The sequence below is a fragment of the Bacillus sp. Y3 genome, from assembly GCF_008123875.1.
Classification (GTDB): Bacteria; Bacillota; Bacilli; order Bacillales; family Bacillaceae; genus Bacillus; species Bacillus altitudinis.
Window position 1 is genome coordinate 587,852 of record NZ_VSSC01000003.1, and the last position, 14,787, is coordinate 602,638.

Below are 14,787 nucleotides of genomic sequence, written 5' to 3' on the forward strand. Positions count from 1 at the left end.
CAACATACTCATTTCGCCGTAATTGGACAAACTCCTGCTTTTATTCGTCGATCAGTCCTTGTTTCACATTGATGAAAAAGAGCCTAAGCGGCACAACAAGTATGAGAGACGCAGCAGTATTTAAAAGAATCGTTGGAATAAAGCGTTCGATGACATACGTATTAAAAGGCATAATATTTGGTTGAATCGTCGCTTGAACACCGTACACATAAAACTCCATCACTGCAACAGCAATCACCGACAGAAAGACAACGACTAACATATTCGTTTGGAGGACTCTGAAGGCTTTTGCTAACAAATAGCAGAGCGCACCAAAGCCAAACATATGAACACCAAGAATACCTGTATACGAAATATCATATAAAAGTCCAAAGACAAATCCATAAATCACACCATATTTTTGATTCACAAAAGCTGTCATAAATACAAGTGCGAGTAAGATGAAATGAGGTGCTAAAATTTGATTGTCTGAAACAAATGGGAGCTTCACTAAATCGACAAAAATACTGTCAAATACGAAAATAAACAACATGACGAAAGCAAGAAGGACACGTTTCACGAGCCTTCCTCCTTCGTTAATTGAGATGCATCTGCCGTACTTGTGCTGCGATTCACAACAATCACACGGTCTAAATTATTGAGTTCAGCAGCTGGTTCTACATAAATAATTTTTGTCAGTCCGTAATGGTCCGGCTCAATTTCACTTACCTTCCCAATCGTCAAGCCCTGCGGGAATACGCCCCCCGCTCCAGATGTTTCAACAAGATCTCCTTTTTTGACATCCCCATCAGCATCGGATTTTAAAATGTTCATTGTCAGCATTTTTTTCTTGCTGTCATAACCGTTAATAATTCCATTGAGTTCTTCTTTGCCCTTTTTCGCAAAAATTTTCGTTGAAATTCTATTATTTTGATCTGTAGAGCTTAGCAACCTTACAGTCGACGTAAAATTGTTGAGCTTATCACTTTCAATTTTCCCAATTAACGCACCGCTCTCATTGGTGACCGCCATATCTTTTTCAACGCCTTGTTTTTTTCCTTTATCAATCATGACAAAACTATCCCAAAGGGACGGGTTTCTCGCAATGACTGTTGAAAGAATGGGCGTGTAGTCACGAATAGAGTTCACATACCCGAGCTGCTTGCGAAGCTTTTTGTTCTCATCTTCTAGTTCTTGAAGTTTCGCCTCATATTGGGTTTGTCCATCAAGTTTTTTTCGAAGACGCTCGTTTTCATCATATGTGTTTTTTAAATCTTGTACGTTCCCATAAATACCGGCAATAAATTGTGATGGTTTATGAAAGACACCTTGAAAAAAGCCTGTCGTATCCCCCACTAATTTTTCCGGCCATGAAGCACCTCTGCCGCTTTTCACTGAAAAACCAATCATGGCCACCAGTACGATGACACAGACAAGGAGCAACATTAATCTTTTATTCATAAAAAACTGCGGCATGTCTTACACCTCTTTATTTACGCCCAATTATCGATTATCTTTAGATTTTCCTTTGAACAAGTGAATATGTTCTAGTGCTTTCCCTGTTCCGATCGCCACACAGTCAAGCGGATCTTCAGCAATAATGACCGGCATTTTTGTTTCATCACTAATGACTTTGTCAAGATTACGTAGCAATGCACCGCCGCCTGTTAATACAATTCCACGGTCCATAATATCTGCTGCCAGCTCAGGTGGCGTTTTTTCAAGTGTCATTTTGACCGCATCGACAATTGTTTCCACCGTATCGCGAAGCGCTTTTGCAATTTCTTCTGCCGTAATAGAGATCGTTTTTGGCAGACCTGTTAAAAGGTCACGGCCGCGAATGTCCATCTCATCATGTACGTCAGGCTGCGCAGAACCGATTTCCATTTTAATCGCTTCTGACGTGCGATCACCAATCATAAGATTATACGTTTTACGAATGTAGCTGCTGATCGCATCATCCATTTCGTCTCCTGCAACACGGATCGATTGAGATGTCACAATACCGCCAAGTGAGATAATGGCTACTTCTGTTGTACCGCCGCCAATATCTACAACCATGCTTCCAGTTGGCTCCCATACAGGAAGGTTAGCACCAATTGCCGCAGCAAATGGCTCTTCAATAGGGTATGCGTCACGAGCACCAGCTTGTCTTGTTGCATCAATGACTGCACGCTCTTCTACTGCTGTAATACCAGATGGTACACACACCATCACGTACGGTTTACGAGCAAAAAGCCCTTTACCTTTTAATGCTTGATTAATGTAATATTTCATCATTGTTGCTGTCGTCTCGTAGTCTGCAATGACTCCGTCTTTCATTGGGCGCAGTGCCACAACATTACCAGGTGTACGACCGATCATGTTTCTAGCGTCATTTCCAACCGCCACTATAGACTTCGTATCAGTTTCCAAAGCTACGACCGAAGGTTCTCTCACAACAATGCCTTTTCCTTTAATAAAAACAAGCGTATTCGCTGTTCCAAGATCTATTCCAAGGTCTTTTGTACCAATTCCAAACATATGTATGTATCTTCCTTTCTTAAACCAAAATTCCCTTTAGGGAAAAACTCATAAACTCTATTATATCGTAAAACATTGAAAAAAAAAGTGTTACAAATACCCTTTTTCCTTCAAACTCACAAATTTTTGATCACCGATCACTAGATGATCAAGCAGCTGTATTCCAATCAGCTTCCCACATTCAAAAAGTCGCTGTGTGACTTCAATATCTTCCCTGCTGGGCGTCGGATCTCCAGATGGATGGTTGTGCACACATATAAATGAAGCGGCCGAACGTTTAAAGGCCTCTTTAAAAATTTCGCGCGGGTGAACAATCGACGAATTTAGACTTCCGATAAACACAGTATGTTTATGAAGAACTTGATTTTTGGTATTGAGATAAAGACAAACGAAATTCTCCTGCGTCAAAAATCTCATATCTTCCATCACAAAATTCGCACCATCTTCCGGCGTGCGGATCACATAACGATTGTCCGTCGTTTGATGGTGTAATCTAGTGCCGAGTTCTAAAGCAGCTAAAAGAGAGATCGCCTTCGCTTTTCCAACTCCTCGAATCTTTGACAGTTCTTCAATCGAAGCTTCCTTCACAGAACGAAGACCACCAAATGTTTGTAAAAGTCTTGCGGACACTTGAAGAACTGATTCCTTTTTTGTGCCTGTTCTCAAAAGAATCGCGACAAGTTCATGGTTTGATAAGCTGCTTGGACCATATTTGACAAATCGTTCGCGCGGCTTTTCATCATGAGGAAAATGCTTCAGCAGCATAGGGAAATGATTCAAGATCTACACTCCTTTTTTGATTCCTTCCCGTCATCAAAAAGGGGTGATACCAAATGTTTCAAGCACTCTGACTGTTTTAGCAATAGGGAGTCCTACAACGGAAAAATAATCACCGTCTATTTTTTGTACAAACAGGGCACCTTTTCCTTGAATGCCGTAGCTTCCAGCTTTATCAAGAGGCTCACCTGTTTCAATATAGCGGTCTATTTCATCTTGTGTAAGTGGCCAAAATGTCACGTCTGTCTGTTCATAAAATGTTTCTTTTCTATTCTCTGATTGAATCGTGACACCAGTCAAGACTTGATGTGTCTTACCTGACAATAATTGAAGCATTGAGGCTGCATCTTCCTTGTCTTTTGGCTTTCCAAGACAGTTGCCATCAATTGCAACAATTGTATCTGCACCAATGATCACAGCTTTGGGATGTATTTTTTGAATATCATTTGCTTTTTGTTCTGCCAACCATTGGACGTTCTCAGCAGGAGAAAGGTTTCGATTTATTTCTTCTTTTAAATCACTTGCTTGAATGTCATAAGAAAACCCTGCTAAATCAAGCAATTCTTTTCTTCTAGGTGATTGAGATGCGAGTATTAACTGGTTCATGTTTGTTCATCCTTTCAGGGTTTAGCCTAAGAAGTAAGATACCCATTCATCCTATCAAATGAACATCTTACCGACAATTGACGAAAATGCCATTTTCATGTTCCTACATCATTATGTTGGAAGCAAAAGAAAAAAACTAGTCATTTTTTGACTAGTTTGGCTGTTAAAAACATGATTTTACGTATTTAGTTGATCTAATAGCGCTTGCTGAGATTTCCAGCCATTTTCAGCAGATGGGTCATTTAAAAGCTGTACAGCTTTCAGCAAACTGCTTTTAGCTGGTGCGTCGGTTGTTTTGGCATTTTCAAGCTCAGAAATCAACTGAGTGACTTCTTTTTGATCCACATCTTCTCCTGCAATCACCTTAGAGGATAAGACAGATGCCTTCTCTATTAAACCTGTCAGTTCATCTGGCACTTGAAACGAGAGCTCTTTTCCTCCCCATGCTTCAAAATGCTGATCGATCAATTTTTTCCCAACGGCACTTGTCATGCCCTGTTCTGTGGCAAGTCCGGCAATCACATAATATCCATCATCCATTGATACCTTTTTACCTGCATATCCAGCCTCTTTTAAACTGTCAACTAAGTCATCTGCTCCTTTTTCAGAAGAAAACTTTCCAGCCTGCACCACAAAGGTTGAAAAATGACCTGATGCACTTTTTTCACCTTCATTGTCCTTTGACGTATCTGCAAGATCAGCCGGTGGCGCATCTCCCCCAGCTTTCGCCGAAGGTCCGCTTCCAGATGCTGAGACGCTGATATGATCGCCTCCTGATGGATTGGCAGACCCATCTTTACTTAAACTTAATGCAAATACACCGAGGCCTGTCCCTAGAACGACTGCAAACACAATCGTAGTCATCACTCGTTTGAAGGGACCGCGGTTTTTACTGAACTTCTGGTCAAAAGAACCTTTTTTCTTTTGATAAGGTGTGACGACCTTTGGATCCGAATGGTAAATGTGATCAGCTGCATCGTCCCATTGAAAATCTTCTTCTTTCGGTTTGGACGGTTCCTCCTCGGAAGCGGCTGTCTCCTGTTCCGACTGCCTCTTTTCCTCCCAGTTCGAAAACGTCACTTGATCCTCTTGCTGTTTTTGAGGTTGATGCTCTTCTCCATGCAGCATTTCTTCCTTGCCATTAATATTGACCTTTAACCCTTGTTTTTTTGCCTGCCTTTTTTTCACTGTCATTCCCCGCTTTCTGACATTGTTTGTAAGAAAGACCTTTCTGTCCAATGAAATAGCGCGAATGTAACCCGTCCTTCTTTCTGTTTCACACTTTAACATAGCCAATAAAAAAAAGAACAAGACTTTTGTCGGCAGGTTCAAAAAGTGTTCGCCAATTTTCTCATCCAAAAAAATCGCGAATTGGGTTTAACAAATCACCACAAAAAAGATAAAGCCAGAAAGAACAAGCGATGGCAGGAACAAAAGGAAAGGGTTCATTTGCCTTGTAAGAAAACACCTTTGCGTAAACCATTCCCGTGACAGACGAAAGAAAAAGAATGATCAGAAATGGCTTAAATCCGAAGCAAAATGCAAGCACACCAAATAGTTTGACATCCGCTCCCCCCATACTATTTGGCTTGAAATGTTCTAAACTAAGGGATGCCGCTCCTTCCCACCAAATAAAAAGCGGTTCTTGCGTGCGGTATATGACGAAAAGAGGAAAAAAGAAGAGAAAGAGCTCGTTGGGTACTCTCATATAAAAAAGATCGCTCACGACAGCAATCACGAATAAACTACATAGACTCACAAGAAAAAGGCCCTCAAAAGAGAAACCAGCATGTCTATAAACGAGTAAAAAAAGGCCGCCTGTCAACAGCTCAACCAGTGGATAAAGCAAAGAGAGCCGGGTTCCACAATGCTTACATGACCCTTTCAATACAACATAAGAAACAAGCGGGAGCATGTCGTGAAAAGAAAGCGGCTCTTTACAAGCTCCGCAGTGTGAACGAGGAAAAAGAATAGACCGCTTCATTGGAAGCCTCTCACCAACTAGGTGAAGAAATGACCCCATGACCATGCCTGTGAAAAACATAAAAAAATCGATCAAATTAGGTGACTCCTTCCGGAAATAGAATAGACCGGATTGTACCATAGCGATTCACCTTTGATCACCTTGCGAAAAAGTGAATTTCCCCCTCTCCTACATATCAAAAGAAAAAAGACGCACACTGCATAGAAGCAATTTGCGTCTTTTCCTTACTATAAAATACGACTTCGTACATCTGAGATAAAATAAAGCGAACCTGTCACCAGAATCATTGCTGCAGGATCAGCGCTTTTTTTCTGAATGAACTCAAGCACTGCACGAGGGTCTTCATCAAACGATTTTGCTTCTAAATGACTGCAAGCATAAAGCTTTTCCGCTGATTCAGCTCTTGGAAAGTCAAAGGAAACAAAATGAATCGATGAACTAATCCTTTCAAGCTTTTCGATCATTTGTTTGTAAGGTTTATCTTTTAACGCACTAAAACAAACATGAACCTGTTTACTGGAAAAATGAGCTTGTACAGTTTCGATTAAACGGTCCATTCCTTCTTCGTTATGAGCACCATCTAAATAAACAAGAGGCTGATCTTGGATCTTTTCAAATCTTCCAGCCCACACCGCTTGCCGAATTCCTTCATACACTTGCTCATCTAGCACATGGATATATCCTTCTTGCTCCAGCCATTCGATCAGTAGAACGGCAAGGGAGGCGTTCTGCCTTTGATGCGTTCCGATTAACCCTGTCTCTAGCTGCGAGTACTCCCTTTTTGGGGTAGTGAATGTGAAGCGTTCACCTGTTTCAGTCGGCTGCTGGTCCTTAAAGGTACAAGTATCATGTAACGAGATAAACGGCGCATTCTTTTCTTCTGCTTTGTGTTGAATCACAGTAAGAGCTTCCGCTTGATGAACGGCCGTGATCATCGGAATCCCAGCTTTAATAATGCCAGCTTTTTCTGCTGCAATCTGATTAAGTGTGTCGCCTAAAATGGCCATATGATCGTGACCAATCGACGTAATTGCTGTTAAGATGGGCGCAGCCACATTTGTAGAATCAAGTCTTCCGCCAAGCCCTGTTTCCAAGAGGACAAAGTCTACTTGGTGCACATGGGCAAAATAAGCAAACGCACAGGCTGTAATGATCTCAAACTCTGTTGCTGCACCAAGCTCTGTATCATCTAATTCATCAACTAAAGGCTTGATGTCGTTCACCAAACTCAGCCACTCTTCGTCCAAAATCGGCTCCCCATTAACACTAATTCGTTCATTGAACGTTAAAATAAATGGTGAGGTGAAGGTTCCAACTGAATAGCCCGCTGACTGTAAAATGGATCGAGTAAATGCAATCGTTGATCCTTTTCCATTTGTTCCAGCTACATGCACCGCTTTTATTTTTTGTTCAGGATGGTCTAGTCTGTCCATCAGCCATTTCATTCGTTCAAGTCCCGGTTTGACACCGAAAGCGAGTCTGCTATGAATCCATTCAATGGCTTCATGATAGGTTGTAAACAATGTCATCTCTCATTTCATACGAAATTTTCAAAAAAGACGACTCCAATTCATTAGGAGCCGTCTTTTCACTCTTATGCTTTCAGCTCTTCAATACGCTTTTGAACAGCTTCGCGTTTTGCGACATAATCACGTTCTTTCGCACGCTCTTCTTCTACGACACTTTCAGGCGCTTTTTTCATAAAGCCTTCATTGCCAAGTTTTTTCTGTACGCGTTCAACTTCTTTTGTCAGCTTATCAAGCTCTTTTTGCAGACGGGCAATTTCTTCGTCTAAATTGATTAAACCTTCAAGCGGAAGAATGAGCTCTGCTCCAGAAATAACTGCTGTCATCGCTTTATCACTAGCAGGAACATCCGTGCCAATTTCAAGCACACTTGGATTCGTGAAGCGCTCAATATATGAACGGTTCTTCTCTAAACGTTCCTGTACATCAGATGTGGATGCTTTGATATATAGCTCGACTTGTTTGCTCATTGGTGTGTTGACTTCACTGCGAATGTTACGAACAGAACGAATCAGTTCAACAAGCAGCTTCATGTCAGCAGAAGCCTGTTCGTTTGAAAGCTCAGGCTTCACTTCAGGCCATTTCGCAACCGTAATAGACTCACCTTCGTGAGGCAGATGCTGCCAGATTTCTTCTGTTAAGAACGGCATAAACGGATGTAGAAGTCTCATCGTTTGATCTAATACATACGCAAGGATCGAACGAGTCGTTTTCTTCGCCGCTTCATCTTCTCCATAAAGCGGAAGTTTCGCCATTTCAATGTACCAATCACAGAAATCATCCCAAATGAAGTTGTATAAATGTCTGCCCACTTCACCAAATTCATACTTATCAGCAAGCTGTGTGACACTTTCAATTGTTTCATTTAAGCGTGTTAAAATCCATTGATCAGCAACTGATTTTTCTCCTGTCAAATCAAGCTCATCATACGTTAAACCATCCATATTCATGAGAGCAAAACGGGATGCGTTCCAAATTTTGTTCGCAAAGTTCCAAGTGGATTCAACCTTTTCAAAGCTAAAACGTAAATCTTGACCTGGAGAGCTTCCAGTCGCTAAGAAATATCTCAGTGAATCCGCACCGTATTTGTCGATGACCTCCATTGGATCAATTCCGTTGCCAAGTGACTTACTCATTTTACGCCCTTGTTCATCGCGAATAAGACCATGAATGAGGACGTCTTTAAATGGTTTTTCTCCTGTGAATTCAAGACCTTGGAAGATCATACGAGATACCCAGAAGAAGATGATGTCATAGCCTGTTACAAGCAGATTGGTTGGGTAGTAGCGCTTGAAGTCTTCACTTTCTGCATCTGGCCAGCCCATTGTAGAGAAAGGCCAAAGCGCTGAACTAAACCATGTATCAAGTACATCGTTATCTTGCTCCCAGTTTTCAATATCTTCTGGCGCATCAAGTCCCACGTATACTTCCTTCGTTTCTTTATGATACCAAGCTGGAATGCGGTGTCCCCACCATAGTTGACGAGAAATACACCAGTCACGGATATTTTCCATCCAGTGTAAATACGTCTTTTCAAATCGGTCTGGAACAAATTGAACTTGCTCATCACCTTTTTGCAGATTGATGGCTTCATCTGCGAGCGGCTGCATTTTCACAAACCATTGTGTTGATAAATATGGCTCCACTACAGCGCCACTGCGCTCACTGTGACCAACTGAATGCATGTGGTCCTCAATTTTGAACAAAATGCCTTCTTCTTGAAGATCTTTCACAAGCTGTTTACGACATTCGAAGCGGTCCATTCCTTTGTATTGAAGTGCGTTTCCATTCATTGTGCCATCTTCATTCATCACAAGAATGCGCTCTAGGTTATGACGGTTTCCAAGCTCGAAGTCATTCGGGTCATGAGCCGGGGTAATTTTTACAGCTCCTGATCCAAATTCCATATCAACATAGTCATCCCCGACGATTGGAATCTCTCGGCCTGTAATTGGTAAAATAACTGTTTTCCCAATCAAATGCTGATAGCGTTCATCTTCAGGATGTACAGCGACTGCCGTATCTCCCAGCATCGTTTCAGGTCTTGTTGTCGCAATTTCAATCGAACCTGATCCATCTGCAAGCGGATATCTCAAGTGATAAAACGCACCTTGCACATCCTTGTAGATGACTTCAATATCAGAAAGGGCCGTTTTTGTTGCTGGGTCCCAGTTAATGATGTATTCTCCGCGATAGATCAATCCTTTTTCATACAATTGAACAAACACTTGGCGGACTGCTTTATTCAAGCCTTCATCTAATGTGAAACGCTCACGCGAATAGTCTAGACCTAGACCCATTTTCGCCCACTGGCTGCGAATAAAATCGGCATACTCTTCTTTCCACTTCCACGTTTCTTCTACAAATTTTTCACGTCCGAGATCGTAGCGGCTCACGCCTTCTTCGCGAAGCTTTGCCTCTACCTTTGCTTGTGTTGCAATACCCGCATGGTCCATTCCTGGCAGCCATAAAACATCATAGCCCTGCATCCGTTTCATACGAGTCACGATGTCTTGAAGGGTTGAATCCCAAGCATGCCCTAAGTGTAATTTTCCTGTCACGTTTGGTGGAGGAATGACGACTGTATATGGATCTTTCGTTTTGTCATTTTGTGCTTCGAAGAATTTCCCTTCAAGCCAGTACGTATAGCGGTCTTTTTCAATCGCATTTGGATCGTACTTTGTTGGCATTTCTTGATTATTTGTTTCCATTTGTGTTACCTCCACATTTTTTCGGCTGATGAAACATAAAAAAGCCTTCTCATCCTTATAAAAGGACGAAAAAGCTTTTTCGCGGTACCACCTTTTTTCACGAAACACTTAGACGTGTCCCGTACTCTCTAAAGGATAACGGGGATCTCCCGAATTTCTCTACTACATGTTTCAAGAAATTAAGCTCACAGGCGACCTTCCAAACAAGTGCATCCTAGAAAACCTTTCAGCTATTGGTTTCCCTCTCTTTAGGGTCTTGCTCGTACTCTTCCTGATCCACGCTTACGATATATCACGTTCATCAGCTTATACTCATCTTTTATTAATATTACTAAATGCCTTTTGTTTTCGTCAATCATCTTTTCCGCTTTTCTTCTTCTTTATACAAATTGGGCAGGCACCCTTTGCCTCTTTGCCCATATGATAATAACAAAATAAAGAAGGAGGGCGTTTTATTTTGAAAAAGATCAATCCTTACACACTCCCCCCATGGCTTAGACAAATTCGGGCAGTTGCCTCCCAAGTCGTTCTCCCGATTGCCATATTTCAAGGCTTTCGCACGATCATTTTTCCCACAACATTTGACGTCCTCATCTTAGGAATTCTTATATTTCTCGCCTGTGCCTTTCATCTTGATTGGTTTTAAGAGAGCTGAAAGCTGCAGGCTCACTCTTATGTATAGGTCATCCCTCGTTAGACATTTCATAGCGCAACAGCAAACAACCTCGTCACTCTTCTGATGACGAGGCATTTTGTTCTTCTTCAAGGCGTCTAGCCTGCTCAATTTCGTGTATTTTCATGACGGTCGGCTCAGAATTTTTCATTTGCCAATACGCCCTTAACAGCTCCTGACAACTTTCCATCTCATCCTGTCCGCCTGCTTCATAGGCTTTCACCGTATCAAACAAACCCTGCGGATAAGCGAGGTAGCTCAAGAACAAATGAATCTCTTCCTCACGAAGTTTATTTCCCTTTTGATACGTATAAAACAAAGATGTGCATTCAGGACAAGGAGTAGGGTAGGTTTTGAATGTGCGATAGTAAAAGGTCAAAAGGTCATAAATGGGGGCAGCCTTTTTGGACCGCTCAAAATTGGTGAAATGTCCTGTACCTACATCATTGTACAAAAAATGATGGATTGACAATTGCCCATGGTTTAACACAATACGTGTCGTCTCTTGGTCTTTCATTTCCTCATGCCAATCCTCTAAACGTTCAAGTGCAAATTCACTTGCAGACATCGCTTCTGAAAAATACATAGCAGCAGCCAGCTCAAATGGCGACATATACCATGTTTGTTCTGCCCGCTCGATAAATCGTTCATACATGTCTTTCTCTGTTTCCCATTTGCTTTTCATTTGGGTGTAGTGAGCCTCTATTTCCTGCTCAGTAATGTCCATCATGACTTCTGTTCGTTTATGAAGTCTTGCAATCTCTTGAAATAAATATTCATGTTTATCGTCCTGCTCTTCTCTCTTTTCATTCGTCAGCCATGGCATGAGATAATACGTGTACTGGCTTTCTCGATGATTAGAGAAAAAGGAACCGCTCTTCGTGCGATAAATCGGCACAAAGGAGCGATAGCCTTTTGATTCTAGTTCAAGCATTTGCTCTGTAAATTGCATGTGTCGATGGGGTTTTACTCGCTTTAGTGCAAATACGCCCTGCTTTGTATACACTCTAACGACAGCTGGACTGACAGGTTCGATATATTCAGCCTCAAGCCCATATTCGTATAGGACAGATTGGATTTCATCCACGTTCTCTCACCACATTTTCTCGGTCCATCATCTCATACTATGCATTGCTTTTTTGATATTCAGGAATATAAAGAATCTGCCCTTCTTCAAGCTCTGCATCCACCGACAATGAATTCGTTCGAAGGAGCTGCTGCACATTCAACTGATATCGCTCACAAATACGATCGACCGTATCTTCTTGCTGAACTATACATATTTTCATGCGAGAAAAATCTTCCTCCTCCTGCTTAGCGAACAGCTTCGTTAAATAAAGAGAATTCTCACTGCCAGACGCTTCTCTCTGGTCATGTTCAAACTCCTCAGCTTCTTGAGCTGATTCATACACCTTTGGTGCTTCACGTTCATATAATCGTTCGAACTGATAGCTGTCATCCCGCTCTTCCTGTGTCTGTTCCATCTGATAAGCAGGTGATTCAAAGGCTGGATAAGCTGGCGGCTCTTCTTCTTCCTTGCTCTCTGCTTCAGGGTCTTTCCTCACTTCCACCTCAAAGAACGTATCATCCCGCTCCTCTTCTTCTAACAGCTTAGGCGGGTCAAAGAATGGCGGCTCTTGTACTTGAGCTTCTGGGAAGGAACGATACCCAAGCGCCACGGCTTCTTCTTCCTCATTTCCCTCCTCTTCTTCTGCTTCTTCCACCATCACCGTCTCGATGTCTATTTCATCCTCTTCTTGTTCAGTTCGCGCTTCATGTTGCAAAGCAGCATGCTGTTCTGCATTTTCTTCATGCTCTTCACGTGGCAGCATTTCTTGCTCTTCATATTCAGGCTGCGCCTGATATTCATAAGTGACATCGCCATATTCCTCTTCAGCACGATGGACAAATTCATATGGCCCTTCTACAAGCGGTTCAGGCGTTCCTTCATCTAACAGACCTTCAATGGCCAAATCAGCCTGAATCGTGAGCAAACGACTTTCTGTCAGCTGGTAATCAAATGCATCAATAAACACAAATACATCATTTAAATGACTAATTTTGTTCTTGGGGATCGTGATATCCACCGGAAATTGATGCAGCAGCTCCGCCGTTCCGTCCTCTCTTACCTTCACCTCATCAGCCTGCCTGTATGATGCATAGGAACTGGATTCACCCATTAGCTCCTCTTGATTTATGTTGTATTCTCCTGTTAGCTCGAGTGAACCTCTAATGGAAACATAATCATTCACTTCTTGAACGAGAATGTCAGGATCGAGAGAAATTGACAGTAGCTCACTGACTTCCTGTCCGTTTTTGAAATAAATGGACTCTTCTACCGAAAACTGTAATCGATTGTTTTGAGACAAGTCGGTGTCCTCCTTTCATCTAATCCTTCAAAATAAAATTAGATGTCAATACAGGTGTATGAAGGAGGCAGTGAAAATATGATTGGTTTTATGCAAAGCAAAAAGCCGATATGTCTCCATATCGGCTCAGCGTGTAGACAAACCCTCGCATTCGGTGTCAGTCCTGCGCGCTGGTGCTCACGAATGTCAAATTCGCTCCGCTCCAGTACTCGTCCTTCCTAGACTGCAAAGGTTTTCTTTCACGCTGAAAAGAAGACAAAGGGCTAAAATAAAGTTCATTTTAACCCTTTGTCAACGATCTAAGCCGATATGTCTCCATATCGGCTTTTGGTTACTGAGCTAATTTTTGAAATACCTTTTCAACTGTCTCAATTGTATACTCGATGTCTTCATCCGTATGAGCAGTTGATAGGAACAGCCCTTCGAATTGTGAAGGCGGAAGGAAGATGCCATGATCAGCCATTTCCTTGTAGAATTCAGCGAATAAAGCGAGGTCAGCTGTTTTCGCTGTATCGTAATTGACGACTTGTTCGTTTGTAAAGAAGAATCCGATCATGGAACCGGCACGGTTAAATGTTAATGGAATCCCATGTGCTTTCGCCGCTTTTGAAATGCCTTCTTCCAAACGATCTCCTTTGCGTCTAAACTCTTCATAAGACTCAGGTGTCAGCTGTTTTAATGTTTCAAGACCTGCTGTCATCGCAAGCGGGTTACCGGATAACGTTCCTGCTTGATAAATCGGGCCGCTTGGCGCAATTTGTCTCATAATGTCCGCTCTACCGCCATAAGCACCAACTGGCAGGCCGCCTCCGATGACTTTACCAAGACATGTCAGATCAGGCGTAATGCCAAAATAGCCTTGGGCACAATGATAATCCACACGGAAGCCTGTCATGACCTCATCAAAAATGAGTAAAGAGCCATATTGTTCGGTGATGTCTCTCAATCCTTGCAAGAAACCTTCTTGCGGAGGGACAACCCCCATATTTCCTGCAACTGGTTCTACAATGACACCTGCAATGTCGTCTCCAAATTCTTCAAAAGCGACTTTGATGCTTTCTAAATCATTGTATGGAACGGTGATCGTATTACTTGCTGTACCTTCAGGGACACCAGGGCTATCCGGAAGTCCAAGCGTTGCCACACCCGAACCAGCTTTAATAAGCAAAGAATCACCGTGGCCATGATAACAGCCTTCAAATTTCACAATTTTGTTTCTGCCTGTAAAACCACGTGCTAGACGAAGCGCACTCATCGTCGCCTCTGTTCCAGAGCTGACCATACGAATGACCTCAATAGAAGGAACTCGTTCTGATACAAGCTTAGCTAATTCATTTTCAACTAAAGTAGAAGCACCGAAGCTTGTACCATGTTCAGCTACTCGTTGAATGCTTTCAACCACACGGTCATTTGTATGCCCTAAAATAAGCGGTCCCCATGATAAGACGTAATCAATATATTCATTTCCGTCAATATCGTATATTTTTGCGCCTTTGCCTCGTTCCATAAAAATCGGGTCTGTATTGACTGATTTAAATGCGCGCACAGGGCTGTTCACACCACCCGGCATTAACTGCTGCGCTTCTTTAAATGCTTGCTTTGACTTTTCATAGCTACGTCCCATTTCAACGTCCTCCTG

At 42.2% G+C, this 14,787-nt stretch carries 12 protein-coding genes, 1 pseudogene and 1 other annotated feature; of the genes and pseudogenes, 1 reads left to right on the forward strand and 12 read right to left on the reverse strand.

Annotated features, from left to right (window positions below):
- Window positions 1-40 precede the first annotated feature (40 nt).
- The 9 genes from mreD to FXF70_RS08200 all read right to left on the reverse strand — a co-directional run bounded on the left by mreD (window position 41) and on the right by FXF70_RS08200 (window position 10,106).
- The gene (mreD, locus tag FXF70_RS08160; RefSeq protein ID WP_148780092.1) at window positions 41-559 is read right to left on the reverse strand and encodes a rod shape-determining protein MreD; all 519 of its coding nucleotides are present in this window, start codon (window positions 557-559) and stop codon (window positions 41-43) included.
- Complete coding sequence (mreC, locus tag FXF70_RS08165; protein ID WP_007501536.1) at window positions 556-1,455, reverse strand: rod shape-determining protein MreC; 900 nt, start codon at window positions 1,453-1,455, stop codon at window positions 556-558. The genes mreD and mreC overlap by 4 nt, the downstream gene beginning before the upstream one ends.
- A gap of 27 nt (window positions 1,456-1,482) precedes the next feature.
- A complete protein-coding gene (locus FXF70_RS08170; RefSeq protein ID WP_007501538.1) occupies window positions 1,483-2,502 on the reverse strand; it encodes a rod shape-determining protein in 1,020 nt (339 codons plus the stop codon).
- A gap of 90 nt (window positions 2,503-2,592) precedes the next feature.
- Window positions 2,593-3,267: a RadC family protein gene (radC, locus tag FXF70_RS08175; protein ID WP_026050121.1), complete on the reverse strand. Its 675-nt coding sequence runs from the start codon at window positions 3,265-3,267 to the stop codon at window positions 2,593-2,595.
- A gap of 48 nt (window positions 3,268-3,315) precedes the next feature.
- Complete coding sequence (locus FXF70_RS08180; RefSeq protein WP_046527127.1) at window positions 3,316-3,885, reverse strand: Maf family protein; 570 nt, start codon at window positions 3,883-3,885, stop codon at window positions 3,316-3,318.
- 177 nt (window positions 3,886-4,062) lie between these two features.
- Entirely contained in the window at window positions 4,063-5,079 is a 1,017-nt protein-coding gene (locus tag FXF70_RS08185; protein ID WP_046527137.1) for an SPOR domain-containing protein, read from the reverse strand.
- A 157-nt stretch (window positions 5,080-5,236) separates the two neighbouring features.
- Window positions 5,237-5,944, reverse strand: a complete 708-nt coding sequence (locus tag FXF70_RS08190; protein WP_148780093.1) for a prepilin peptidase — start codon at window positions 5,942-5,944, stop codon at window positions 5,237-5,239.
- 152 nt (window positions 5,945-6,096) lie between these two features.
- On the reverse strand, window positions 6,097-7,398 hold the full coding sequence (locus tag FXF70_RS08195; protein WP_050827523.1) for a bifunctional folylpolyglutamate synthase/dihydrofolate synthase: 1,302 nt from the start codon (window positions 7,396-7,398) through the stop codon (window positions 6,097-6,099).
- Between the two features lie 65 nt (window positions 7,399-7,463).
- A complete protein-coding gene (locus tag FXF70_RS08200; protein ID WP_148780094.1) occupies window positions 7,464-10,106 on the reverse strand; it encodes a valine--tRNA ligase in 2,643 nt (880 codons plus the stop codon).
- 58 nt (window positions 10,107-10,164) lie between these two features.
- Window positions 10,165-10,394 (reverse strand) — a binding site (T-box leader).
- A 169-nt stretch (window positions 10,395-10,563) separates the two neighbouring features.
- Here FXF70_RS08200 and FXF70_RS08205 point away from each other — a divergent pair.
- Window positions 10,564-10,752 carry a hypothetical protein gene (locus tag FXF70_RS08205; protein WP_003216497.1) on the forward strand — a complete coding sequence of 63 codons (189 nt, stop codon included), beginning with the start codon at window positions 10,564-10,566 and terminating at the stop codon, window positions 10,750-10,752.
- 82 nt (window positions 10,753-10,834) lie between these two features.
- Here FXF70_RS08205 and ysxE read toward each other — a convergent pair whose 3' ends face one another.
- From ysxE to hemL, 3 genes and pseudogenes are all read right to left on the reverse strand, one after another.
- Window positions 10,835-11,866, reverse strand: coding sequence for a spore coat protein YsxE (ysxE, locus tag FXF70_RS08210; protein WP_008342818.1), 1,032 nt, complete (start codon window positions 11,864-11,866; stop codon window positions 10,835-10,837).
- An 802-nt stretch (window positions 11,867-12,668) separates the two neighbouring features.
- Window positions 12,669-13,148 (reverse strand): annotated as a pseudogene (locus tag FXF70_RS19475) (LysM peptidoglycan-binding domain-containing protein); the annotation flags it as partial.
- Window positions 13,149-13,479: 331 nt separating this feature from the next.
- On the reverse strand, window positions 13,480-14,772 hold the full coding sequence (hemL, locus tag FXF70_RS08220) for a glutamate-1-semialdehyde 2,1-aminomutase (protein WP_008342821.1): 1,293 nt from the start codon (window positions 14,770-14,772) through the stop codon (window positions 13,480-13,482).
- Window positions 14,773-14,787: the final 15 nt, after the last annotated feature.

What these genes read in the sequence shown, in the direction of transcription:
- FXF70_RS08170 (WP_007501538.1), bottom strand. Translation starts at nt 2,502, where the DNA reads ATGTTTGGAATTGGTACAAAAGACCTTGGAATAGATCTTGGAACAGCG.
- FXF70_RS08195 (WP_050827523.1), bottom strand. Translation starts at nt 7,398, where the DNA reads ATGACATTGTTTACAACCTATCATGAAGCCATTGAATGGATTCATAGC.
- FXF70_RS08180 (WP_046527127.1), bottom strand. Translation starts at nt 3,885, where the DNA reads ATGAACCAGTTAATACTCGCATCTCAATCACCTAGAAGAAAAGAATTG.
- radC (WP_026050121.1), bottom strand. Translation starts at nt 3,267, where the DNA reads ATGCTGCTGAAGCATTTTCCTCATGATGAAAAGCCGCGCGAACGATTT.
- mreC (WP_007501536.1), bottom strand. Translation starts at nt 1,455, where the DNA reads ATGCCGCAGTTTTTTATGAATAAAAGATTAATGTTGCTCCTTGTCTGT.
- FXF70_RS08200 (WP_148780094.1), bottom strand. Translation starts at nt 10,106, where the DNA reads ATGGAAACAAATAATCAAGAAATGCCAACAAAGTACGATCCAAATGCG.
- FXF70_RS08185 (WP_046527137.1), bottom strand. Translation starts at nt 5,079, where the DNA reads ATGACAGTGAAAAAAAGGCAGGCAAAAAAACAAGGGTTAAAGGTCAAT.
- hemL (WP_008342821.1), bottom strand. Translation starts at nt 14,772, where the DNA reads ATGGGACGTAGCTATGAAAAGTCAAAGCAAGCATTTAAAGAAGCGCAG.